Origin of the sequence: Paenibacillus sp. FSL H7-0735, assembly GCF_038008505.1 — a bacterium.
Classification (GTDB): Bacteria; Bacillota; Bacilli; order Paenibacillales; family Paenibacillaceae; genus Paenibacillus_AQ; species Paenibacillus_AQ odorifer.
In genome coordinates this window covers 1,160,587-1,183,318 of record NZ_JBBOZH010000001.1, presented here as the reverse complement: position 1 = coordinate 1,183,318, position 22,732 = coordinate 1,160,587, and the positions used below count along the sequence as shown (strand labels likewise).

At 44.4% G+C, this 22,732-nt stretch carries 22 protein-coding genes and 1 pseudogene; 8 read left to right on the top strand and 15 right to left on the bottom strand.

Annotation, left to right across the window (positions count from 1 at the left end; translation table 11 throughout):
* Nucleotides 1-157: 157 nt before the first annotated feature.
* Nucleotides 158-733 (bottom strand): TetR/AcrR family transcriptional regulator, encoded by a 576-nt coding sequence (locus NSS82_RS05135; protein WP_036676550.1) that lies wholly within the window; start codon nt 731-733, stop codon nt 158-160.
* A 266-nt stretch (nt 734-999) separates the two neighbouring features.
* On the opposite strand from NSS82_RS05135, the gene NSS82_RS05130 reads away from it, so the two are divergent.
* On the top strand, nt 1,000-2,187 hold the full coding sequence (locus NSS82_RS05130) for a UDP-N-acetylglucosamine--LPS N-acetylglucosamine transferase (protein ID WP_038568920.1): 1,188 nt from the start codon (nt 1,000-1,002) through the stop codon (nt 2,185-2,187).
* 68 nt (nt 2,188-2,255) lie between these two features.
* On the opposite strand, the gene NSS82_RS05125 is transcribed toward NSS82_RS05130, so the two are convergent.
* The 3 genes from NSS82_RS05125 to thpR form a co-directional block, all read right to left on the bottom strand.
* Nucleotides 2,256-2,939, bottom strand: coding sequence for a metal-dependent hydrolase (locus tag NSS82_RS05125; RefSeq protein ID WP_036676555.1), 684 nt, complete (start codon nt 2,937-2,939; stop codon nt 2,256-2,258).
* A gap of 73 nt (nt 2,940-3,012) precedes the next feature.
* On the bottom strand, nt 3,013-3,939 hold the full coding sequence (locus NSS82_RS05120; protein WP_076141781.1) for a cell wall hydrolase: 927 nt from the start codon (nt 3,937-3,939) through the stop codon (nt 3,013-3,015).
* A 77-nt stretch (nt 3,940-4,016) separates the two neighbouring features.
* Nucleotides 4,017-4,619 carry an RNA 2',3'-cyclic phosphodiesterase gene (gene thpR, locus NSS82_RS05115; RefSeq protein WP_076274049.1) on the bottom strand — a complete coding sequence of 201 codons (603 nt, stop codon included), beginning with the start codon at nt 4,617-4,619 and terminating at the stop codon, nt 4,017-4,019.
* A gap of 89 nt (nt 4,620-4,708) precedes the next feature.
* On the opposite strand from thpR, the gene NSS82_RS05110 reads away from it, so the two are divergent.
* A complete protein-coding gene (locus NSS82_RS05110; RefSeq protein ID WP_076274048.1) occupies nt 4,709-5,665 on the top strand; it encodes a D-2-hydroxyacid dehydrogenase in 957 nt (318 codons plus the stop codon).
* A 78-nt stretch (nt 5,666-5,743) separates the two neighbouring features.
* On the top strand, nt 5,744-6,259 hold the full coding sequence (locus tag NSS82_RS05105) for a GrpB family protein (RefSeq protein ID WP_076274047.1): 516 nt from the start codon (nt 5,744-5,746) through the stop codon (nt 6,257-6,259).
* Nucleotides 6,260-6,334: 75 nt separating this feature from the next.
* On the opposite strand, the gene NSS82_RS05100 is transcribed toward NSS82_RS05105, so the two are convergent.
* A complete protein-coding gene (locus NSS82_RS05100; protein ID WP_036676565.1) occupies nt 6,335-7,744 on the bottom strand; it encodes a deoxyguanosinetriphosphate triphosphohydrolase family protein in 1,410 nt (469 codons plus the stop codon).
* 394 nt (nt 7,745-8,138) lie between these two features.
* Between NSS82_RS05100 and NSS82_RS05095 the strand changes: the two genes are divergently transcribed.
* Nucleotides 8,139-8,774, top strand: a complete 636-nt coding sequence (locus tag NSS82_RS05095) for a polysaccharide deacetylase family protein (RefSeq protein WP_305953520.1) — start codon at nt 8,139-8,141, stop codon at nt 8,772-8,774.
* Nucleotides 8,775-8,840: 66 nt separating this feature from the next.
* Nucleotides 8,841-9,836 carry a substrate-binding domain-containing protein gene (locus NSS82_RS05090; RefSeq protein WP_076274045.1) on the top strand — a complete coding sequence of 332 codons (996 nt, stop codon included), beginning with the start codon at nt 8,841-8,843 and terminating at the stop codon, nt 9,834-9,836.
* Nucleotides 9,837-10,214: 378 nt separating this feature from the next.
* Here the strand turns inward: NSS82_RS05090 and modB are convergent, their stop codons facing one another.
* The 7 genes and pseudogenes from modB to NSS82_RS05060 form a co-directional block, all read right to left on the bottom strand.
* Entirely contained in the window at nt 10,215-10,871 is a 657-nt protein-coding gene (gene modB, locus NSS82_RS05085; RefSeq protein WP_172628881.1) for a molybdate ABC transporter permease subunit, read from the bottom strand.
* Nucleotides 10,872-10,911: 40 nt separating this feature from the next.
* The gene (gene modA / locus NSS82_RS05080) at nt 10,912-11,706 is read right to left on the bottom strand and encodes a molybdate ABC transporter substrate-binding protein (RefSeq protein WP_178944352.1); all 795 of its coding nucleotides are present in this window, start codon (nt 11,704-11,706) and stop codon (nt 10,912-10,914) included.
* A 208-nt stretch (nt 11,707-11,914) separates the two neighbouring features.
* Nucleotides 11,915-12,001: pseudogene (locus NSS82_RS32645) on the bottom strand (oligopeptide transporter permease oppC); the annotation flags it as partial.
* A 253-nt stretch (nt 12,002-12,254) separates the two neighbouring features.
* A complete protein-coding gene (locus NSS82_RS05075; RefSeq protein WP_341109713.1) occupies nt 12,255-12,467 on the bottom strand; it encodes a hypothetical protein in 213 nt (70 codons plus the stop codon).
* A 3-nt stretch (nt 12,468-12,470) separates the two neighbouring features.
* Nucleotides 12,471-13,220: a helix-turn-helix transcriptional regulator gene (locus NSS82_RS05070; RefSeq protein ID WP_341109712.1), complete on the bottom strand. Its 750-nt coding sequence runs from the start codon at nt 13,218-13,220 to the stop codon at nt 12,471-12,473.
* A 199-nt stretch (nt 13,221-13,419) separates the two neighbouring features.
* Nucleotides 13,420-14,106, bottom strand: a complete 687-nt coding sequence (locus NSS82_RS05065; protein ID WP_038568908.1) for a hypothetical protein — start codon at nt 14,104-14,106, stop codon at nt 13,420-13,422.
* A 191-nt stretch (nt 14,107-14,297) separates the two neighbouring features.
* The gene (locus NSS82_RS05060) at nt 14,298-14,984 is read right to left on the bottom strand and encodes a M50 family metallopeptidase (protein WP_036676576.1); all 687 of its coding nucleotides are present in this window, start codon (nt 14,982-14,984) and stop codon (nt 14,298-14,300) included.
* Between the two features lie 225 nt (nt 14,985-15,209).
* On the opposite strand from NSS82_RS05060, the gene NSS82_RS05055 reads away from it, so the two are divergent.
* Together NSS82_RS05055 and NSS82_RS05050 are read left to right on the top strand one after the other, a co-directional pair.
* A complete protein-coding gene (locus NSS82_RS05055) occupies nt 15,210-15,677 on the top strand; it encodes a hypothetical protein (protein WP_036676577.1) in 468 nt (155 codons plus the stop codon).
* A 49-nt stretch (nt 15,678-15,726) separates the two neighbouring features.
* The gene (locus NSS82_RS05050; protein ID WP_036676578.1) at nt 15,727-16,431 is read left to right on the top strand and encodes an AIM24 family protein; all 705 of its coding nucleotides are present in this window, start codon (nt 15,727-15,729) and stop codon (nt 16,429-16,431) included.
* A 94-nt stretch (nt 16,432-16,525) separates the two neighbouring features.
* Here the strand turns inward: NSS82_RS05050 and NSS82_RS05045 are convergent, their stop codons facing one another.
* Both NSS82_RS05045 and NSS82_RS05040 read right to left on the bottom strand, forming a co-directional pair.
* Entirely contained in the window at nt 16,526-16,981 is a 456-nt protein-coding gene (locus tag NSS82_RS05045; RefSeq protein WP_036676579.1) for a Dps family protein, read from the bottom strand.
* 187 nt (nt 16,982-17,168) lie between these two features.
* Nucleotides 17,169-18,647: a potassium/proton antiporter gene (locus tag NSS82_RS05040; protein WP_036676580.1), complete on the bottom strand. Its 1,479-nt coding sequence runs from the start codon at nt 18,645-18,647 to the stop codon at nt 17,169-17,171.
* A gap of 194 nt (nt 18,648-18,841) precedes the next feature.
* Between NSS82_RS05040 and NSS82_RS05035 the strand changes: the two genes are divergently transcribed.
* A complete protein-coding gene (locus NSS82_RS05035) occupies nt 18,842-19,906 on the top strand; it encodes a GNAT family N-acetyltransferase (protein ID WP_076274042.1) in 1,065 nt (354 codons plus the stop codon).
* A gap of 87 nt (nt 19,907-19,993) precedes the next feature.
* Here the strand turns inward: NSS82_RS05035 and NSS82_RS05030 are convergent, their stop codons facing one another.
* Nucleotides 19,994-22,699 carry a discoidin domain-containing protein gene (locus tag NSS82_RS05030; RefSeq protein ID WP_081386793.1) on the bottom strand — a complete coding sequence of 902 codons (2,706 nt, stop codon included), beginning with the start codon at nt 22,697-22,699 and terminating at the stop codon, nt 19,994-19,996.
* Nucleotides 22,700-22,732: the final 33 nt, after the last annotated feature.

Sequence of the window (22,732 nt, the reverse complement as noted above, 5' to 3'; positions counted from 1 at the left end):
TTACGTAACACTAAGTGACTGTTTTCCCCATTCGGTCAATTCAGGGTATAAAAAAATGCCTCGCGGCTCTTTTTCAATGCCTAATCCATCTTGAGAATTGTTAAGGGAAAGCGAATCGAGTGAAGCTGAGAACGCCATCCCTGTCCTGAATCAACCCTTACTGTGCCAATCCTTCGGCGAGAAACAAATGAAAATACATCTTGATCTGTTCCTTGTCCAAGGGAGTATGTGTTTTATTCAGTTCAGCAGTCAATACAATATATAATCTGAACATGACTACCGAGACGATTTTGGGATCGCAAGGTTTGATTTCTCCCTGTTGGAGCGCTTGTTGCACCTCCCGTTCTAAATATTCTAAAACTACGTTCTCGATCTTCTCGAGTCCTTCTCCAGCCTGCGGCGTACCGAATTCGCGATTCTCCTGGGAAAGTTTTATGAATAGCTCCTGCTCACTTCGAAACTCAAGCAGAGCATCCAGCACACGATGCAAGTTGTCAAAGAAGGGTCTGTCTCGCCTGATCTCCCGCTCAGCAATCGTCTTCATTTCCATCATCATATCGTGCAGGATCTCGTCAAACAATTGCTCTTTGTTTGTAAAAAAGGTGTAGATGGTCCCCTTACCGACATTTGCAATCTTAGCAACCTGATCCATTGTAGTTGCCTTATAGCCAAATAATGAAAAAGATTTTGCTGCGGCCTGAAGCACCTGCTGTCTTCGATCCACCACTGCCACCTGTGCACACTTCCTTTCTCCAGAAAATATCGTCCCCGCTGACTTCTGACCATTTTACTAATCCGGTCAATTGGTCATTCACTACTTTATCATGTTGTTTTCTAGTTTGCAATACTTTGGGCGAACCTTTTATTTTTTTTATTTATTGCAGGGTTTTAACTTTCTATTTACGTCTTACTTGTATAATGTGAGTATAGTATAGATTTCCTAGTATAATTAGAAGAAGAAACGCATTTCTATAGAAAAGGAAAGTAGCAGGTGAACTTATGCGAAAGAAAAGAGTACTGCTGTTTTCGGAAGGCTTCGGTACGGGCCACACAGGAGCAGCCTATGCTCTGGCCGAAGGAATAAAGCTGCTGAATCCGGATGTCCAATGCCGAGTCATCGAGCTGGGGAAATTTCTTAACCCGACGGTCGCCCCTTGGATTCTTTCCGCTTACCGCAAAACAGTTAGCAGCCAGCCTAAGCTGGTCGGCATGATGTATAAGACACAATATCATAAATCATTGAACCCGTTGACTAAAATGGCGCTTCACCGGATTTTTTATACACATGCTTCACAGGTCATTGAGCAGCTAAAGCCTGATTTAATTATCTGCACTCATCCCATTCCGGCTGCGGTCATTTCCAGACTGAAACGTCGTGGACTACATGTGCCTCTGTATACATTAATTACTGATTATGATGCACATGGGAGTTGGGTAAATTCCGAGGTCAATCGTTATCTCGTATCTACCCCACGCGTCAAGTCCATTCTGACAGGCCGTGGGATCGCTCCAGAGCTAGTAACCGTCACTGGCATCCCAGTGCATCCAAAGTTCTGGGAACGCTCCAACAAGACGCTGCTACGCAAGGAGCTGGGATTGGCTGATATTCCAACCGTACTCATTATGGGCGGAGGATGGGGGCTGATGTTCGGCAAAGAGATTATGCATTCCCTCACCGCCAGAATGGATGATATTCAGCTCGTCTTCTGTATGGGCAGCAATGAGAAGCTAATCGCCAAAATGAAGTCCAATCCACTGCTCAATCATCCCAATGTTAAAATTCTGGGATATAGCAGTGAAATCAATAAATTGATGGATGCCTCAGACCTGCTGATTACGAAGCCTGGAGGCATGACCTGTACGGAAGGTCAGGCCAAAGGAATTCCAATGCTTTTCTATAAAGCTATTCCAGGTCAGGAAGAGAAAAACTGCCAATATTTCGTAGAGCTTGGGCTGGCAGAGGTGCTCGACTCGGAAGTAGTGAACAAATGGTTCACTATGATGCTTCGTGAATATTCAGTTCTGGAAGAGCAACGCAGACGACGTCTCGCTCCAGATAAACATCAACCGCAAAGCTGTGCGACTACTGTTCTGAAGATGTTAGGTAACCCCGTAAGCGAGGCAACTGAAATCAGAGGCACAAGAGCGCAAGCACGTAATGAGGAACCTGTATGTATTACACCTTAAAGAATAAGCAGGCAGTCAGGGAATTTCCCCCGGCTACCTGCTTTTTTTTATAATATAAATCGGATTGGTTAAATTTCTACGCTCTCACCAGCTTTAAGCGGAAAACCTTCTACTCCCTCTTGATGCAGGCGATCGCAGAAATCAGCACCATCCTGAGCAATATCCGGAAATGTATTGTAATGTAGCGGGATCACTTTATCCGCCCGCAGCCAGCGTGCGGCCAGCAAGGCGTCATCCGGTCCCATGGTTAGCATATCGCCTATAGGAAGAGCTGCCAGGGCAATCGCATTCCTTTCTCCAATGAGGCGCAGATCGCTGAATAGTGCGGTATCCCCCGCATGGAAAATCGTCTTACCCTCAATCGTCAACAAAATCCCCGCGGGTTGTCCAGCATAAATCCAAGAATCGCCCTCCTGAATGGATGAGGAATGAAACGCCTGCGTAAATTTCACAGTCATCCCTGCATAGGTATGACTACCACCTATATTCATGTGCTTAACCTGTGCACCCTTCATCCGGCAATATTCGGCAAGCTCAAACACCGCAAAGATCGGACAATCATTCTGCTTGGCAATTTCGACAGCATCTCCTAAATGATCAGAGTGGCCGTGAGTAAGCAGAACGGCATCAACGGAAATATCGGCAGGTGAAATACCGGAGTTCGGATTACCTGACAAAAAAGGGTCAATAATAACCTTCACGTTCCCCGTCTCTACCAGCAGAGCTGAATGTCCATAATAAGTGATTTTCATGGTTATCTTCCACCTCCAGATTCATATAGTTTAGTTTACCCTATATAGCGCTGAGGTTCACAGATCCACCAAATTATTTATAAAAAGTATGATTGCCAATAGTTTTAACATAAGTCTGTGAATGATGTACGGTCAGATCCTGTGCAAGTTTTAGCGACAAGAAAAAATAAGTATTATCGGGAACTTCCTTTACTCCGGAGAGTGCAGCATTCACCGCTTTAATACTATCATCGTTAGGCTTCACACGGTTAAGACGCCCGTTAGCTACAGGGCTGAACTGGCTCTTCTGATAAATAACTTTATATATCGTGTCGGGGAAATTGGCTGACCGCAGCCTATTCAGAACAACGTTGGCAACTGCCACCTTGCCCTTGTACGGTTCACCTTCCGCCTCTGCCATTACAATTTTTTGTAGCAGAAGCAGTTCTTCTTCGGATACAGCGTAGCGCCGGGTTGCTTTACTTTGCTGCTCCTGGCTTAATAGCTCTGTCCGAGAGAAGTACAATGTTGTGAGGGGATGTTTCTGAGAAGCCGAGGCTATCTTCGCTGTCGCCTGACTACTCTTTGTTGCTGTTTCCGCCAATTGCGACGCTTTTTGCGCAGCTGGCTTGGATTGTACTACATCAGCCTTCACCCGAATAATGGAAACGTTCGATGTGTTTTTTGTGTTTTTTTGTTTTATTTTTTTTACACTAAGCCATTCCACACCCTTCGCCGGTTTCCAAGCGGAACTTAAAAGACTGAATGTGTTATTAAGCTTATTGGCTTGTGTAACTTCAGTAATGCCCCTCGTAATGCTACTCGTTATACTAGACTTCGATTCATCTTGCAAAAGAGAAAGTACGGATGCACGGCTGGTGGATTGCAACTTATCCATCTGCACCCTGTCCATCTTCCCTTCCGCAACTTGTTCGGGTTGCAATAAGCTTATGGCAGAGAAACACACTAGTATAACGCCAACGAGCAACGCAATATAGCGGTTTTGTTTAAAAATTAACATGATATTCCTCCTATTTCACGGCACATTCCTATTGTATGTAACCGAAAACGGAAGCTTTGAAAACTTTATTATCGATTTTAAACTGTAAACTTTTCAATAATTTCATACATAGGAATGGCATACATTCTGGTAGCATACAACACAAAACTATCAATCGTCCAGTCTCTCTGATAGTTTTTTAGGTTCCAATCATCATCCAATTTCAGTAAGTTTTCCAGCAATTTATCATCATATGAATTTTTTCCCCGGTACTTTCGAGCCACGGTAAGATGCGGTTTATAGGCCCTGGATTCGCCTGAAAAACCTAATGGAAACGTCGCGGAATGCACTCTCGCAGCTAATTGATTTAATGCCTCTATTTCGCCAGAAACCCCTATCCACAGGACTCTTGGGGAAGCTGGAAGACCAAATGTGTCCCATTTGTCCAAAGAGAGATTGAAGGGGCTGCCTTGACCCGCGATCTGCCTTAATGATTTTACTAAATCTGGAATTACGGTCTTTGGGGTATCTCCTAAAAATTGCAGGGTAATATGATAATCTTGCGGATTTGTCCATTTAGCAAATTCAAAGTTTCCAGATAGCTTTGAACATGCCTGCGCCACTATTTCTTGCAGCTCAGAAGGTAATTTCACAGCTAGAAAAAGCCGTTCTGATTCGTTCTCTGATACTTTAGTATTCATGGTCAATTTCACCTTCTCCAATAGATTTGGTATTCTTAACCTATAACATGATCCATATCCATTAAACCACAAAGTAGGAGGAACACATCATGACTAAGTCTATAGTATGTCTACAACCACTTACATCTCAGCAGCAGGAAAGGATCAAAGCGGCTGCCCCAGGCTATACATTCACACAAGGAGACGCCAAAAATCCAGATTTGCAGCTGCTTGCAGACGCAGAAATCGTAATCGGCTGGGCTAAAGGTATTTCGGATACACTCCTTCGGCCCGAGTCCTCCCTTCGCTGGGTTCAGTCCTGGTCTGCTGGTATTGAGAAACTTCCTCTCGATCGTCTTAAGGAACAAGGAGTCATGCTCACCAGTGGGAGCGGAGTTCATGCCGAGCCTATTTCTGCGGTAATCTTCGGGTTCATCCTTCTCTTCACACGTAATTTGCATACGGCTGTACGCAATCAGCAGAACCGGATTTGGAAATCTGATGGCAGTGAAAGCGAGCTGTCCGGCAAAACAGCCGTTATAGCTGGAACTGGAGCGATCGGCAGTGAAACCGCCAGAATTGCTAAAGCCTTCCGGATGAAGACTATCGGTGTCAGCCGTTCCGGTAAGCCAGTCGCAGACTTTGATCAAATCTATACAACAGATCGTTTATCCGAAGCTGTAAGCCAAGGCGATTTCATCATCAATACCCTTCCTATTACCGATGAGACCAAGCATTTATTTAATGCCACCAGCTTCTCCGCGTTTAAAGAAGGCTCCTATTACATTAACATTGGCCGTGGCGCAACTACCGATACTGAGGCTCTGATCGATGCATTGAATCGCGGACAACTCCGTGGCGCTGGGTTGGATGTTTTTGAGACCGAGCCCCTTCCGCAGGATCATCCACTTTGGTCTATGGAGCAAGTAATCATCACTCCACACTCCGCTGGAATTACAGATCAATACGCTGACCGGATCGTTAATATTTTTACCGAAAATGTGAAGTCTTACTTATCATCAGGCACACCTTCTCTAAATCTTGTTGATTACGACCGGCAATATTAATAATATGCTTTACAAAACAGGAACATCTGTTCTATAATAAGAAAATCCAAAGTTATCCATAAAGAGAGGGTTAGTGAAATGAAGGTCACGGTCACAGAATTTAACGAGCAATGGAGTCTAACGTTCATTGAAGAAGCTCAGAAGATTAAAGCCATCTTTGCTGATGCCCTCGTTGATATTCACCATATTGGCAGCACTTCTGTTTCCGGACTAAAAGCTAAACCAATCATAGATATAATGCCTGTAGTACGAAATATCGAAGCTGTAGATGAGTTCAACCAGCAAATGACAGCACTTGGTTATGAATGTATGGGTGAGTTCGGTATCAGTGGCAGAAGATATTTCAGAAAAGGCGGAAATAGCAGAACCCATCATGTTCATGTCTTCCAGATGGATAATAAGATAGATATCGACCGTCATCTGGCTGTAAGAGACTACCTTCGATCACATCCGGAGACGGTTAAACAGTACGGAGATTTGAAGGATACTCTTGCCAAACAATTCCCAGAGGACATGGCAGCTTATATAGACGGGAAAGAAGAATTTGTGGTTAATCTTGAAAGAACTGCATATGAGTGGTATTTAAATCAATAATCCTTATAAAAATAGCCCCTGCTGTTCATTTAGATTATCCTAAATGAACAGCAGGGACTACTTGTCTAAGCGTCTCTAATCCAAATCATAAATCGAGCCGACTTTCAGTCCGTACAGCTCATTATATATTTTCTCTGCAAAAGCATCAGTCATCCCTGCGATATAATCAATCACCATATGCTCCCAAGTCCAAATCGGTTTTGCCTGCTTCTGATCTTTCTCAAATCGCTGCAGCCAATCCGATGGAATAATGGCTTTAGAGGTTTGTGGATCCAGAAATGCTCCCCACAGACGGCGCAAAATCCACTCACTACGTTTCTGCAGCCGCTGCACACGCAAATCACGGATCATAGTAACCCACGCGAAGCTTTTCAGCACACTTACGGTCCGCAGCATATCTTCGTCTTCTTTTCCTTCCTTTATAAAGGTGACCTTCTTCCAGTCTCCATCTTGGATCACTCCCAAGCTGGCGACAAAGGTACTTACCCAATAAGCCTTAACTTCACGTCGAGTGCGGGAATAGTCATTTTCGCAGGTTGGCATTTTTTCCTTCCAAACCCGAAGAAATGAACTGAGCACTTCCTCGACCTTCGCGCGAATGCCTTCCTCTTCCCAGCCCTTCCAGAAGAAATCCTCGAGCGTGGTGATTTTCTCTACGATTAACCGCTGGATATAAGAATCATGCATAAAGTGTTCATGCACTTCAATCTTTCCGGCTTTAATCCCATCCTCCAGATCATGTGCAGAATAAGCGATATCGTCACAAAGGTCCATAAGCTGAGCCTCTAACGTTTTCTTACCTGCCGGTATTCCCCACTCTTTGCGGATCTCCGAAATATATCCCCATTCGTGAAGGTACATCCCCTTCTTCAGCGAGGTGCCGGGAAAAGGATACTTATTTATGCCTAGCAGCACAGCATCTGACAGATTTAGCCCATCAATATTCTCACGCTTCTCCAGAAACATAATCAGCCTATAATTGTGGGCATTGCCTTCGAAATGCTCATAACGTTGCTTCATCTGCTCATGGATCAGCAGGCGATCCACACCCGTTGCAACTGATTGCAGCGCAGCTTCGTTAGTTTTCTTTTCAATAAGCTGTTCCAAAATATTATCCAGCACTTCTTCCCCTTTATGTCCAAAGGGAGGATGACCAAAATCATGAGCGATAGCTGCGCATTCCACTACCTCTGGATCTATAACAAGACCCGGATTCTCCGCCTTGGTGGTTTCCACTTCTGGATACGATCGCAGCAGACTTTTCGCCGCCTCACGAGCAATCTGTGCAACTTCAAGTGAATGAGTCAGACGCGTGCGGTAATAATCACCCGTCCCAGCCCCGAATACTTGTGATTTACCTTGCAGCCTCCGAAAAGTAGGCGAATGAATCAGGCGTGAATAATCACGCTCATAAGCAGCTCTCGACGTTTCTAGGCGGGTAATCTCCGGATACTGCCGGTGTTCTCTTTTTTCAATAAGTGTCATGTTCCCACCACCCTAACCAAATGTCTGTATATAGTACTTCATTATAAGGCATTTTCATAACAATTTTCACATCAAAATACAAAGGCTAATTTAATTATAGACGGTCACGTGGATAACTATGTAATCGTCAGAAGCCAAAATGAATCTCATAACCTGTACATGAAGATATAGTAGAAAGAAGAATGAGCACGAAAAAAGACTGGTTGCCTATACAAAACTGAAACTATGAATATACCGACCCCCAAAAGGAGCACTCTAAAATAAAAAAACAGGTGAAATGATGAAAACTTGCAGCAAAATTATGTTGATCGCCCTTGCATTCTTTTTATGCTTCACGAACTCTGCTCTAGGTAGTCCAAGCAAAAACCGCGACTACTACGAAAAAAGAGGAGACATGATTTGGGAAGTACATACTAACCAAAAAGTGATTGCATTGACGTTCGACGACGGTCCTGACCCTTCTGAAACCGATCAAATCTTAAAGGTATTGAATCAATATCATGCGAAATGCACCTTTTTTGCGATAGGAAAAAGAATTGCAGCCTATCCAGAGGTAGCGAAACGAGTTATTGCTGAGGGGCATGAATTAGCTAACCATACCTACAATCACGTTTATTTTAAAAAACCTATTAATGAAGCCCAATTTGAGCAGGAGCTAAGATTGACCGAAGAAGAGATTATAAAAGTCTCCGGTAAACATAGTTCACTGTTCAGACCACCAGGCGGCATGTATGACGAGACCTTAGTTGATCTGTCTAACAATATGGGCTTGAAGCCAATATTATGGTCCTGGCATCAAGATACTCGTGACTGGAATCGCCCAGGCGTGTACAGTATTTCGAACAAGGTCATTCGAAATGCACGTAATGGGGACATCGTTCTATTTCATGATCATGTGCACGGGCAGTCACAAACTAGAGAAGCTCTTAAAATTATTTTGCCGGAATTAGAAAAGAAAGGCTTTCGATTTGTCACTGTCTCTGAGTTGATCAAATTATCCAGTACACAGCAGGCGGGTAAACAACAATAGGCTAATTGCACAGGACTTCAAAATAGGGTAGTCTTGTCCTAATATGAAGTTCTGGAGGCTTTTGTCATGTCCGATAATACATCCTATACGACAGAGGAAATTGCCCGCTTATTAAAAATATCAAAATTAAAAGTATATGATCTAATTAAAAAAGGGGAGCTCCCCTCCTACCGTGTAGGAAAACAAATGCGCGTGGATCAATCCGATTTGGAAACCTACAAACAAAATACACGGAGTGGGGCGTCCACCGCTAATCCTACTACTATAATGGCCCAGACTCCACCAGCAATACCCTTGGCCTTTTCCGGTACAACTCCAGCTCAAATGCCAGCACAATCTCCCCACCTTAAAGCTGTAGGACACAGCTTGGTGATTACAGGTCAGGATATGTCACTGGATATTCTAGCTACCTATTTGGAACGGGCTCTGCCTGAACGCCCTCTTCGTTCTTATGCCGGGAGTCTTGATAGCCTGATAGCCATGTATAAAGGGGAGTCGGACATTGTCAGCACACATCTGCTCGACGGGGATACTGGAGAATACAACCTACCCTATATCCGAAAAATACTCGTAGGATGCTCTTATGTTGTAGTTCGCCTACTTACCCGAAGTGCAGGTTTTTATGTACAAAAAGGGAATCCCAGGGGTATTCATGAATGGTCTCACTTAGAGCAGAACGGACTCACGCTGATCAATAGAGAACGAGGTTCAGGTGCACGCGTATTATTGGATGAACAGCTTCGATTGCATGGCATTCCAGCAGCCAGCCTATCAGGCTATGAGAACGAGGAGAACAGCCATTTGGCAGTTGCCGGTAAAGTGGCCCGGGGAGAAGCAGATGTAGCCATCGGCACCGAGAAAGCCGCTAAGATTGTCGACGGTGTTGATTTCGTTCCTATGATTCAGGAGTGCTACGATCTGGTGATGATTAAAAAACCGGATCATGAGCAATGGATTGCTGCCGTGATTGATATTTTGCGTTCACCAGCCTTCCAGAGTGAGCTTGGGTCCATTCACGGATATGATCTCACGGAAACAGGGACGATAATTTATGAGACTTAATGGGTCACAGCAGAAGACGGGAGCATTATGCAGAAGCGTTTAACTGTATTTCGTACAACTATATTACTTCGAATAACTCGCAAATTAGATATAACTGTATTTGGTACACCTATTTCTCTTGATTTACTACCCCATAGGCGACTTTTCTAGTTTTAGTTGTATAGAATACAATTAAAGTTAGAACGATTCCTTATGCAGACGGAATAACTGTATAGAATGCAGTTAACTCACAGACTCCATCAAAATCCGACGGCGCTAGAAGCTGACATCAAAGTTGCCGGGTTCACTTGCCCAGCATCTGCTCAAACCACCCGCTTCAAACCAAAAACACCAGGCAGCAACTCTCCAATAACCGGAGAATCGCTGTCTGGTGTTTTTTTAAGAACGCCGATTCACAAACATCAGCATAGCGGCTGAAATAACAATAATTGAACATACCCACATCCATGCGAGGGTCATATTGCCTCCATCTACCGCAACATAGATCGCTGTGGGTAAGGTTTGCGTGCGGCCCGGAATATTGCCAGCTACCATGATGGTAGCGCCAAACTCCCCAAGACCGCGGGCAAAACCAAGAACATAACCGGCTGCCAGCGACCGGCCCGCAAGCGGCAGCGTGACATAACGCAGTACCTGCAGTTCACTTGCCCCTTGTGCCCGCGCCGCATCTTCAAGATCTGCTTCTATCCCTTCGAAACCCGCCTTCACTGTGCGATATACGAGTGGAAAAGCTACGACTACAGCGGCGATAACAGCTGCCCCCCATGTGAACAGGATCGTCTGCTCCGTCATCTGTTCATACCATCTGCCGATCCAGCTTCGTCGGCCTAAAATAACTAAAAGCACAAATCCTACGACCGTCGGCGGCAATACGAGCGGAAGCAGCATTATAGTCTCTACCAAGCTGTGACCGGGAAACTTCCGGCCCGCCATAGCCTTCGCAGCAGCTGTTGCCAAAATGAATACAATAATGCTTGTAATCACAGATATTTTTACGGAAAGCCATACCGGGGCGAAGAAATCAGTCCAATTTATTTCCAACCTTATTCCACCCGCTTCTACTCGTAATTTCTATTTAAGGAAGCAGGAAGCCATCACTTACAAAGATATCATTAGCTTCCTTGCTTTGAAGGTAACTAAACAACTCCTTAGCTGCCTTTTGATTCTTCGAGCTCTTCACGATGCCTGCCGGATAATTAATAGCTTTGTGTACATGTGGACCGACCGTCAAAGCGATTTTAGTTTTCTTTGAAGTAAGCGCATCTGTCTTATAGACAAAACCGGCATCGGCATTTCCTGTTTCTACATAAGAGAGAACCTGACGCACATCCTTGGCAAATACGAGTTTGCTTTGCAGCGGATCCCAGACCTTTTTCGCTGTCAATGATTGCTGAGCATACTGACCCGCTGGTACAGATTCAGGCTGTCCCACTGCCACCTTCTTAAAAGCTTTATCCGTAAGCTGAGTAATCGTTGTTAATTTAACCTTTGAATCTGAGGGTACGACTACAACCAATTGATTCTTAAGCAGAACCTTATGATCGGAGATAAGTCCACCTTCCACCAGTGCATTCATCTGTTTATCACCTGCAGAGAAGAACAGGTCCGCCGGAGCCCCTTGCTCAATCTGCTTTTGCAGAGTACCGGATGCTGCATAATTAAAAACCAAATCAATATCGGGATGTTTCTTTTCATAAAGGAGGGCAATCTTATCCAGGCTATCCTGCAAACTAGCCGCAGCGGAAACAATAATTTCAGTCTTCTTGGTGGCTGCTTGCACCTCTCCCCCTGGACCTGCAGATAAATTCACAACCAGAACGATTGCCAATATCCCCATCACGGAGAGTGTCCATTTCTTAAACATTTCCATTCCTCCCAATTTCGTATGTATATATTTAGATGCTATTCTAGCATACACTTTTTCGTTTTTCTATAACTACAGATATGTTTAGATATGTTTAGTTATATATTGTTATAATTAGACAATATATAATGATGATTTTGGTTTTTTGCACACAAAAAAGATGCCTCTGACTCCCCTAAATAGGGCTGCAAAGACACCTATTTCACGAATGATATTAATTCTTCATCTGTGGGCCAAGCACATCATGTTGACCGTCACCCACCAGGTTAAAGCCAAGTACATTCAACATAATGGATAATCCACTCCCCCAAGAAGCTCACCCGGATTAATATATTCATTTTTAAGAATCAAATGGATCTAGAGAATAGCCCTCTTCTGTATAAAATTGAACAAAGGTCAAATTCGAGGATAAAAATAAACCTCTAAATTACAATTATGTTATTAAATGTATGTGGTATTATAAAAAGACTCACCAAACAAGAGAAATATTCTATAATTTTTGATTTGTAACAATATATGTAAACGAATATTTCATTTGAAGGTGAGAATCCATCTTATTTATATTGCGATATCCATTTCTCCAACTGCTGCCTGAGCACTTCACGATAATAAAACGGCTCTATGATTTCCGCATCCTCTTCAAATCGCTTAATCCAGCGGACAAATGCAATATCTTGTTCCAATGCGACTTTAAAATAACAACACCGAGCTTGACGGTCTACTTTATTCGGCTTATAGGGCAAATCCTCTTTCTTTAGCCCTTCCATGATTCACTCCGAAAATTTCACTTTAAACTCTACCTGCAAACTATCGCGGTCAAGTGACCATTTTTGCTTCATAAAAGCTTGCAAATCAAATGATTCCTTTGAGAAGCAGCGGTTTAATGGCTTCACGTTTGAAAAATCGTTGATATGATATGTACGAATAACACCCTGATGATGGCAAAATCCAATGAGATGAAAACGATTTTCCAGTGGGACTAAACAATAAGGATCGATGGTTATTTCCTTCTCCTCCACCGCATTCTCGCAATAATTCGCTTGAATACTCCTCTGCTTTAATAAAGACTCCAAAATAGGTGTTAAAAAAGATTGATGCTCCATCTGTGCACCGCTTCTTTCCAACCAGCTTGTACCTGCTTCTCTTCTTGCACGTTCTATCGTTTCTTCCCGCTCTGCCTTTCGCTTGTATTCAGCTGCGACTACTTTTTCATAAGCGCCTTCAAAATCGATAGGCAGAACGGGTTTAATATCTTCCATAATATAGCGTAATTGCGAAAACGCAGCCGCCTCTTCTTCCGACCAATCCAAAGGATAAAGTGCAAAATTGCCAATAAAAGCATAGCCTTTTCCATGTCCAAGGTGGGTTATAGGAATATGCATGGCGCTAAGCGCGTCCATATCCCGGTATATCGTTCTCTCGCTGTTGCCGCAGCGTTCCGCCAATTCACGGGCTAATATCCCTGGCTTGGCTTGAACAAGTGTAATAATGCGCATCAGTCGGATTAATCGGTCTGTCATATTCAGTTCCCCTTGATTTATGGTTAAATAGACCCATTATTTTATGAAAAAAAGTAATAGTGTGATAGAACTTTTTTACTATGTTACCACATTTTATATTACAATTCTTCTGATTATTTTCCGCCGAACCCGCTGACAAAACAAATTTATGTATAGGTCTTTTTTCGTCAATATGCATCTTCTAGTTGTATGTCCTATATCAATTTCCAGTAGCAGTTTTACCCCGCTTCTGATACTCGAATCCAATCTGTTTATACAACATTTCGGCCTCTTTAAGTAGTAAAGGATCTCCAGAACGTACGGCTAGTAATAGTAATTTATCTGCGTGACGGCAGAGCATTTCATGAGCTTGACTATGTTGTCCTTCATTTTGCAACGTGGTTGCCTCCTCAATCGTTTCAGCTGTTTTTAACAATTCCAGATGTTTCTCTACATGAAAGCAGCAGGTTTCATTCAGAACCTGAGTATGATGAGTGTATTCTAGCTCAAGAACCTTTACTGGAAGCTCTTGAACACGCTCTACGGTTGGCTTTTTATATTTCCACTGTAAGGAAAGAGCTTCATATCTACCTGCAATAGTAGTAGAGATATTGAATTCCAGTGCAATAAACTTTCGTTGCCCCGTTTTTATTTTGCCAAGCTTAAGAAGTAGCGAACTGCCTTCACCGACTTCAAACTCACACCCATACGAGCGCTTAAAAGTTACATGGGGTTCAAGCCAAACCCGCAGTTCGATTTCACGTGCAACCACTTTATAACTGCTGGGTCGGCTGTGCTCTGAAGGCATATTCCCTTTCCATTCGACAAGCAAGATAACATTACGATTGCCGCCTGCAAAAATACGATTTTGACTCCATGTGAATACGGGATGAATACTTTCTATCATTATTTCCACCTCTTTCTTTTTTTGGGTCTTCTATTAATGTACCAATAATGGCGGACAACTCCATGTCATGGAATGTATGTTCGGTTCTATATTATCGACAAAAAAAGAGTCATTCTACATGCTTAGTAGACTGACTCTTGTAAAAACAACCCCTTTTGTCTTTTTATGACGAAAATTTTATGTTTTTTTTCTCATCGACTCCCTAATTTAGTCTGCACTCGCTCTCGCTTGAAAAATAGTCCCAGTGCCCATTTGGCACACAACAGAGAAAATATAAAAAACAGTGTGGCCCAAAATATAGCCGGTACGGGAGTCATTCTTGCCAGATTGCTGGCATCTCCTGCACGGGACGGTGATACAGCAGCCGCGTATACCAGAAATAAACTTCCCATTACAGACTCCTCCAAGGTTAAAAAGGCCAATAACAAATAATAATATTTGCTGGCCTTCTTCCAAACCACCAGCATTAGAATATTTAACGCAATAAATCCGCCCAACCACATCATGCCAAAGCTTCCTCGTACGTATAGCAGGAGCATAATCAACGCCACACCCGTAGCTAAGATAAGGCCCCAATCATGGCGTCCCTTACTATATAAATAGAAGAGCAGAAGTGCAAATAAGGAGGCTAGCAAATAACCCGAGAGGGAAACTAATATTGCCTTGCCCCCTTCTTGAATGGCTGAATAGGTTACACCGCTATGATCTGCGTATAATTCAATCCTCAGCACACTACCCGACAGTAGTAAGGTCATCAGAGCATGACCAAATTCATGAATCATCGTGTCTAAATTCCGAAACAAAGATGAAAATGGGATCAATCTAGTCAAAAAAGCAGATCCGATCAGAAGCAATATTGTTTTAAGCCATTTGTTCAATCGACAGCAGCCCCTTTCGTCCAAAGTATACGATAAATAGTACCTCTTCTCAATCGAGATAATCACGGACTGATCGTGTTTAATAATGAGTAAACGAAAACCTTAAGGAGGTAAAAATTACTTTCATTATAAGCATTGCCAGTCCCATGGCGTACGCTGTCAGAAGCTGTCAAGCTGTGTTAAAATAAAAGAACTACAAGCCTAAATTGGGTGGTGATTATATAGATGAAGCAACATAAATCCCGAGCATATCTACAGCTGTTATATTCGCTCCTGTTCTTGCTGATGCTTACTGTATGCCTGCCAGCTCCTGTAGCAAAAGCTAATATATTCAGTGATATCTATAATGGAGTTAAAAATTTCTCCGAGCTGCCAAACGAAGTGAATGAATTAAAGGAAGGTTTTCAGCAAACTGCTGAAGAGCTTCAGCAGGCAAAGGATAAGCTCGCGAATACCACGCAGGAGATGGAAGCTTACCGGATACAGAACGAAAGCCTACAAGAGCAGAATCGCCAACTGACGCAGATGGTTGATGAATTAAAAAATGACCGGACGGCACGCGAAGAATATTATCATAAAATCAAAGTGACTATTTTTACAGGGATTGGACTAATCCTAGGTTATTTTATACTGATCCGTTTTATTCGTTTCAGCATGCTTTACCGTTCTCGAAAAGGCGATCGTCTGCGTTAGTCTTACGTATTCATTGAAGATCACAGTCACAGCATGAGGGAGATGAACTATGAACATCGATATCCAAGATGAAAGCGACAGTGGAAGCGGACAAGCCGTAGCCTTCTCCCTTCAGGAGAAGGAAGAGGTTCATGTACTCCATCCACAACAAATTATCGCTTATCAAGGTCCTTCCTCAGGACGAGCGGACAGATTTATGGATGTAAAGGGCATATACCGCAAGCGAAAGTTGATTCGTTCCGATATGGCAGGTCCTTGCCATTTCGTTGCCGCCCTTCCGCCAGGCTATCGCATAAAAATCCTGCAGCTCGATGGTAAAAGCGATCTGCTATACGACTTTAAGCATCTCTTCTTCTACAGTATAGGTATTTCGCTGGAGACCCGGGTGCTAAGCATGAAAAATGTGCTCGTTACACGGGATATTGTAAAGGTGAAATTCTCGGGCAATGGCATGATTGGCATACTGACAGAGGGTACGGTCTGTGAAGCTGTACTGCATCCGACCAACCCCCTTTATGTCGATGCAGGCAGCATTATTGCCTACCCTGAGAATGCCAAGCTGGAGCTCACCGTTTACGGCAACCATTTGGCTAGCCAGCATATGAGCTATCACTGGAAGATGACAGGTCACGGGCCTGTGCTGTTTCAGGCAGGACGTCAGAACCGCCGATTCGAAAGAGATAATAACGATGATGGAATTGTTAAACGATTTCTACGCGAGGTAGTCCCCTTCGGGGGTGTGTTTATTAAATAGTTGTGTGCAGCAGTAAAACAACAAAACAAAGAGCGCCATGCGTATCCTATACGCAGGCGCTCTTTGTGGTTCTATCCTTTATAAGACTGTTGTCTTAGGCGATAAAAGCATTCAACATCCATGCATGTTTCTCAATGCTGCTTCTAATACCAATCAGCAGATCCGCAGTAGGTTGATCAGCCAGTTCTTCTGCAGTAGCAATCGCAGCTTGCAGTTCTTTAGAGACAGTCGTAAAGTCTCTAACCAGCTCCATTACCATACCCTTGGCATCTTCGCCACCACGAGCTTCCTGTAAATCGGAAAGCTCCAAATATTGTTTCATAGAGGAGGCAGGCTGTCCACCAATAGCAAGCAGGCGCTCAGCCAAATCATCTGCATAACCAGCAGCTTCATTGTAGAGTTCTTCAAACTTCTCATGCAGCGTGAAGAATTGGGATCCGCTAACATACCAGTGATAATGATGAAGCTTTACCCCAAGCAGGAACCAGTTCGCGGTCTGGCGGTTCAAAGCAGCGTGCAGTTCAGTTTGGCTCTTTAGTTGTGTACTCATTAATAAAACCTCCTATGGTTAATTTATTATATTGTATTTAGACTCATTCTAAATCTATATACAATTTAACACATCCTTTTGCTTTTTGCAACCACTTTGAAGATTTACATGTTGCCGATTCTAGCATAACTTTTGTTATACCGCCTATTATCTCTGTCACACTCTGGATAACAGCCTCTTTCTAAACTTAAATCAAAGATATATTTTCCTCCGCCGTCTTCCCTTTCTGACTCCGGAAAAAAGCCCTCATCTCATCGCGTTTGCTCTTTGGACTTAAGACATATACAGTATCCCCTGGCTCAATGACGGTACTGCCATGGGGGGTGACAATGCTTTTATTCCGGATAATAGCAGTAAATAAGATATCATCTGGCAGTCCAATATCGGAGATTTTCTGCCCGGCAATGGGCATGTAAGGTTCAATTCCTATGTGGTTGAACTCGGAATCTGTCTTGCCAAGGGCGACCAGCTCCATCAGTGATGGCTGTGCTGAATCCTCTTGCCCCACCAGCTTCAACCGGGAAGCCAGCGGTGAAATGCTTGTTCCTTGAATCACTGCTGAGGTCAGCACGACGAAGAACACCACATTGAAGAACAGTCGTCCGTGGGGAAGATTGGCTAGCAGCGGATAGGTTGCCAGTACAATTGGAACGGCTCCGCGCAGGCCTGCCCAGGAAATCAGTGTTTTTTCACGAATAGAGAATTTGGAAAAGAGCAAGCTTATAAACACACCAATGGGCCTTGCCACAACCATCAGAATGACGGACAGCAATATACCTTGCCAAGCCACCTCTGCCAGCTCCTGTGGAAATACCAGTAGACCCAGCAATATAAACATAAATATTTGCATCATCCAAGCGAAGCCATGACTAAAATTCATAATTGTTCGATGATACATTAGCTCAGAATTGCCAAGGGTAAGACCCATTACATAGACAGCCAGCAAGCCGCTGCTATGAACGAGTGCAGATAACCCGTAGGTTAGGACAGCAAATCCAATCGCCAATACCGGGTAAAGCCCCGTGGAATCCAGGTTAATTCGATTGATAAGATATACTGCGATTTTGCCAAGTACAATCCCTATCACCAAACCAACTGCCATCTCCCATATAAAGGACAGCACAAGTCCCCATATCGCCATATCCGGATGCTGAATCCATTCGATCAGCGATACTGTCAAAAACACCGCCATAGGATCGTTGCTACCTGATTCCGCTTCGAGTGTCGAGGTCAGTCGTTTGTCAATATTCTTACCGCCTAATACCGAAAAGACCGCAGCCGCATCAGTCGAACCCACGATAGCTCCGAACAGAAAACTTTCCGCCCATGACACCTCAAGAATCAGCTTAGCGAACACCCCAACGATAGCTGTCGTTAACAATACGCCTACCGTAGATAAGGATAATGCCGGCCGAATAATAGGCTTGATATCCTTAATACTGGTCTGCATCCCACCTTCGAATAGGATAACAACCAGCGCAAAAATCCCGGCCATTTGTGTTAAGGAAGCATTGTTAAAAAAGATAAATTGACTCAGTACCATCCCCGCAGCAAGGAAAAGCACTAGCGCTGGCATTCCAAATTTAGTGGAGAATTTGGTGGAAAACACACCTACAAGTAAGAGAGCTGCCAGCAATAATATGATATTATCTGCAAGTTGGGTCACCGTTTATTCACTTCCCTTTCTCTTCTAGCTTAAAATATAAGCTTCCTTATTTATGTACGTTATTACCCTTATCCACATCCTTTTGAGACATTGAATAATATAAGCAGGATTGAAGATTTCATCCGCTGGGGCTTATACTTAAAATAATTCCTTCCTACCCTGCTCGTATTTACATATAAGGAGGCTGACTGTAAATGCAATTGAGATTAATTAAACCTGCGGAGCTGGATCAAGCCGCTCTTCTAGCCCATTCCATCTTTCGCAAAGCCGGCGACACTTCTATGAAAGAGCTGTTTCCGCTGATTTTCAGCCCTGGTTACACTCACTCTTATGCAGCCGTTGCCGAGGACGGTAACATCGCTGCTTTTATGGGATTAGTGCCCTCCACGATCCGCACTGGAGAAGCTCTCCTGAACGTATTCTCCATCGGTGCAGTTTGCACAGATCCTGCTTATCGCGGCCAGGGACTAGCCGGTCAGCTTCTACAGCTATGCCAGACCCATGCTGCGAATGCTGGCGCATCACTTATCTTTGTCTCGGGTGACCGCTCGCTGTATACCCGAGCGGGATGCGTACCGTTCGGCGGTACGCAATTTGCCGAGCTGAACGCAAGCTCGGCTCACGCACTTGCTGCCGCAGCAGGGGAAGAATGGACGCTGCGGCCAATGCAGCCGGGCGACTTCTTCGCCGTCAACCGGCTGCTGAATGAACGCGAAGCCGGACAGATGTACAGTCCGGGTGAGCTAGCGCTGCTGTTGGGTGCCGAGGCTTACGCGGGTGTGCTGGGCTTGTCCCAGCGCACACTCGTAGCCGTGCGGGACGGCAGCATCGAGGGGTTCGCCGCGATGGCTGTGCCCGCGGCGGATGTACCGGCGCCGAGCCCAGCGACGGCGGTGGATTGGGCCGGCCAGCCGCAAGCGGTAGCGGCGTTGCTGGCCAAGGCGGCTCTGTGCAGCGGCGTTGGCACGCTGCAAGTGCCTGTGCCGTGGCAGGAGCGCAGCCTGCTCGCGCTTCTGCGGGACGCCGGCGCCTCCTTAAGCGCCGGCGCGAACAGCGGGACGGTCTGCATCGCAGACCGGGAAGCGCTTTTGCGGCAGACGGAAGTATGCCGCAAGCGTAGCCTCGACTTGTCGTCCGTGGACGACAAGGAGCTGATCTCGCTGCTGTTTGATCCAGCGAGCCCGCTTCGCACCTCAGATTCCTCAGGGGGATCTGAGGCAATTCCATTACCTTATATGTCTGGTCTCCATTTTATTTAAAGCACAAAAATAACCTCAGCGGGAGAATGATCCCGCTGAGGTTATTTAGTATGCTCTATTAACAGTTATATAAATTCAAAGGATTGCTTATTCTCTGGAGTACACCTGTAGCTCTTGAATAGACCAATAATTCCCGCCGGCTCCGGTCTGTACAATTTTTACATACCTCGTCTTCACTTTAGAAACGGATATCTTAGTAAGCTCTTTCGTACCTTTACCAGACGTGAGTTTTTTCCAGTTTTGAGCATCGTCAGAAATATAAACTACATAGTCTCTTGGATAATCAAATGGTGATAACGTGCTGTCCAAATCTATTCTCTCAATTTCATGTGCTTCACCCAGATCAATCTGAAAATACTCTCCAGAAACCTGATGTTTCCCCGTATCCCAGCGCGTGCGCCGATCCCCATCGATGGCCAGACTTGGAGCTGATGCCACCGTATTCACATTTGAGGTTACCTTCCACTTTGTCCGATCCAGAGGAACCAGGCCGGTGGCTGTAATCTGAATTTTGTCGGAAAGTAGATTTGAACCTGATACCCTTACCGCGTAGGTATATAACGTCCCTTCACGTAAATTATGATCCGTGTATTCTGTAAGCTTCACATCGGTGGCTACCACCTTCATTTCCCCCCCGCTACCTTCAGCACGAAGCAGCTCGTAGCTTGCTCCCGGTGCCTCCAACCAATTTAATTTTACAGCTAAACCTTTTGTTGCTGCGGCTTTGAATCCTTTAGGGGCCGACGGCTTTACTTCAGAGGAAGGCTGCAAAATATACTGCACAGCCTCTCCTGGAGCAAGTGTCTCCGTAAAAGTTAACGTGGGAGTAGCCTTTTTACCTGTTACATAACTTCTTGCTTTTTCATACGTATCCCCGTTTCCAAAACGTTCCCCTTCATACACCCCGTTTTTCGGCATACTCACATTTACACTCACAGTTTGTGGAGTAGACTCAAAGTTAACGAAATTAACCAGCACCTTATTTGAGGTCGCTCCGCTTCCCGCAAGAGGCTTCAATGTAGAAGTATCCACGGCCCGAACATATACCAGCTTGTCGGCTAACACATCTTTGTTGGCAACTTGATAAGTTAATGGAGCTCCATGCGTAGCATAGGCAAGACTGAGCCTTCTCATGATGCTGACACGTGAATCCTCATTTTCTTTTGTATAATAAATCTCTGTGGTCGCCGGATCATGCTCTTCTAAATTAAACCCGTATTTGAATAAACTGAAATCCTTAAAAAAAGCAGCATGCTGCACAAACATATCCGCATAACCAATATGCGCACGCATGATCCGGTCGAATACAGCCGCTGTCCGCTCCGTTGCCCCGTATTGATAGGCATCCACATGACTGTCCGAGGTACCAAATTCAGTGGTCAGCATTTTTTTGCCGAGTCCATTGTCTGCGCCAGTGAAGGTCTTCAAATTCTCAGTAAAGCTTCCTCCATTACTAAAAATATAAGAGTCCCCGTAGGAATGTCCATTGGTCAAATCCGTAACCTTCTCCAGCTCCATACGTTGCTCCGGATCACGTTCCCAGCCATCCGGATCTCCACATTCCTTCCCAGTTCCCTTCTGATTACCGCAGGAATCCTCACTGTAACTCGGCCAATACGCCCAGCCCGGAGCAACAGTTTGTAAATGGGGCGCGATTTGCTTGCCCTTTTTATTTAGCCAGTCCGCAATCGCCAAGTTAACTGCCTTAGAACGATTGAATAATCCTGGCTCATTATCTACCTCATAATATTGAAAATAGGGGCTATATTGCTCAAAATAATCCGTCAGCTTTTTCTCTGCATCGGCGGGCAACGATCCGTCTGCCTTAAGCTTAATATCACCAGTATGCAAATACAGAGCAACCGCCTGCATGTTGTAATCCTGCAACACCTTGTAATATTCCATCATATCCGAGCAGGACCGCCCAACATCGCTGGCACAGCTGGTTCGCATCACATTGCCGCTATAAGCCATACCTAGCCATTTGATAACATAAGGCAAGTGCGTAACTGCACCTTCATCGAAATAAAATTGCTTATTATTCACTACTGTTCCGGTCAATGTGTAGCTGCCATGGATAGGCTCAGAAATTGGAGCGTTAAGAGACTCTAAACGGAGATTATCCCAAGTCCACCAGGAATATTCGTCTTCTTTGTCACTGCAATATAAACAGCGAACCGTTTGCAGCTTCAATTCGTTCGTTCCTATCTTCAATTGCTCCTTGGGAATATATAATTCATAGGTCTTTTGAAAGCTATATTCACTTTCTGTGCCAGCAACGCCTGCAATTTGAATGATCCCCGACAATTGATGATTGGAGAACACACTCATTTGCGGCACGGATTTATACGCATCCAGAATACCTACGCTAAATAAGACCCCATTCTCCGGGATCTTATTTAGCTGATATGTGATCGTTAATTCCGGCTGGGTCTTTCCATTCAAGCCTGCAGGCAAGCTCTGCAGAGCCGATGATTTGAGCACCGAAGAAGTAACATTAAAGTCCTTCTTGCTGCCAGAAGTGCCACTCGTAGCGAATTCAGCTGCTGAGCCATCATGTTGTCCCAGATTCCAGATCACAGTACCATCCGGTATTTCTGCTGCAGCATCAGTTCCTGCAGATAGTCTCGGTATATTGGCACCTACCTTATAATCGTTTGTCCTATTCGTTCCGAAGACAGAGACAGACAACAGAAACAAGACGGTTAATGCGGCGAATTTTAGTAATAACAGTAATGGTTTGTTTGCAGATATCTTATTTTTTCTATTAGATATTCTCCTCGTTATTCCCATCCATAGGTCCTCTCTTTCTTCCGGAATGTCTTA

What these genes read in the sequence shown, in the direction of transcription:
- NSS82_RS05130 (WP_038568920.1), top strand. Translation starts at nt 1,000, where the DNA reads ATGCGAAAGAAAAGAGTACTGCTGTTTTCGGAAGGCTTCGGTACGGGC.
- NSS82_RS05125 (WP_036676555.1), bottom strand. Translation starts at nt 2,939, where the DNA reads ATGAAAATCACTTATTATGGACATTCAGCTCTGCTGGTAGAGACGGGG.
- NSS82_RS05120 (WP_076141781.1), bottom strand. Translation starts at nt 3,939, where the DNA reads ATGTTAATTTTTAAACAAAACCGCTATATTGCGTTGCTCGTTGGCGTT.
- thpR (WP_076274049.1), bottom strand. Translation starts at nt 4,619, where the DNA reads ATGAATACTAAAGTATCAGAGAACGAATCAGAACGGCTTTTTCTAGCT.
- NSS82_RS05110 (WP_076274048.1), top strand. Translation starts at nt 4,709, where the DNA reads ATGACTAAGTCTATAGTATGTCTACAACCACTTACATCTCAGCAGCAG.
- NSS82_RS05105 (WP_076274047.1), top strand. Translation starts at nt 5,744, where the DNA reads ATGAAGGTCACGGTCACAGAATTTAACGAGCAATGGAGTCTAACGTTC.
- NSS82_RS05100 (WP_036676565.1), bottom strand. Translation starts at nt 7,744, where the DNA reads ATGACACTTATTGAAAAAAGAGAACACCGGCAGTATCCGGAGATTACC.
- NSS82_RS05095 (WP_305953520.1), top strand. Translation starts at nt 8,139, where the DNA reads ATGATTTGGGAAGTACATACTAACCAAAAAGTGATTGCATTGACGTTC.
- NSS82_RS05090 (WP_076274045.1), top strand. Translation starts at nt 8,841, where the DNA reads ATGTCCGATAATACATCCTATACGACAGAGGAAATTGCCCGCTTATTA.
- modA (WP_178944352.1), bottom strand. Translation starts at nt 11,706, where the DNA reads ATGGAAATGTTTAAGAAATGGACACTCTCCGTGATGGGGATATTGGCA.
- NSS82_RS05075 (WP_341109713.1), bottom strand. Translation starts at nt 12,467, where the DNA reads ATGGAAGGGCTAAAGAAAGAGGATTTGCCCTATAAGCCGAATAAAGTA.
- NSS82_RS05070 (WP_341109712.1), bottom strand. Translation starts at nt 13,220, where the DNA reads ATGACAGACCGATTAATCCGACTGATGCGCATTATTACACTTGTTCAA.
- NSS82_RS05065 (WP_038568908.1), bottom strand. Translation starts at nt 14,106, where the DNA reads ATGATAGAAAGTATTCATCCCGTATTCACATGGAGTCAAAATCGTATT.
- NSS82_RS05055 (WP_036676577.1), top strand. Translation starts at nt 15,210, where the DNA reads ATGAAGCAACATAAATCCCGAGCATATCTACAGCTGTTATATTCGCTC.
- NSS82_RS05050 (WP_036676578.1), top strand. Translation starts at nt 15,727, where the DNA reads ATGAACATCGATATCCAAGATGAAAGCGACAGTGGAAGCGGACAAGCC.
- NSS82_RS05045 (WP_036676579.1), bottom strand. Translation starts at nt 16,981, where the DNA reads ATGAGTACACAACTAAAGAGCCAAACTGAACTGCACGCTGCTTTGAAC.
- NSS82_RS05035 (WP_076274042.1), top strand. Translation starts at nt 18,842, where the DNA reads ATGCAATTGAGATTAATTAAACCTGCGGAGCTGGATCAAGCCGCTCTT.
- NSS82_RS05030 (WP_081386793.1), bottom strand. Translation starts at nt 22,699, where the DNA reads ATGGGAATAACGAGGAGAATATCTAATAGAAAAAATAAGATATCTGCA.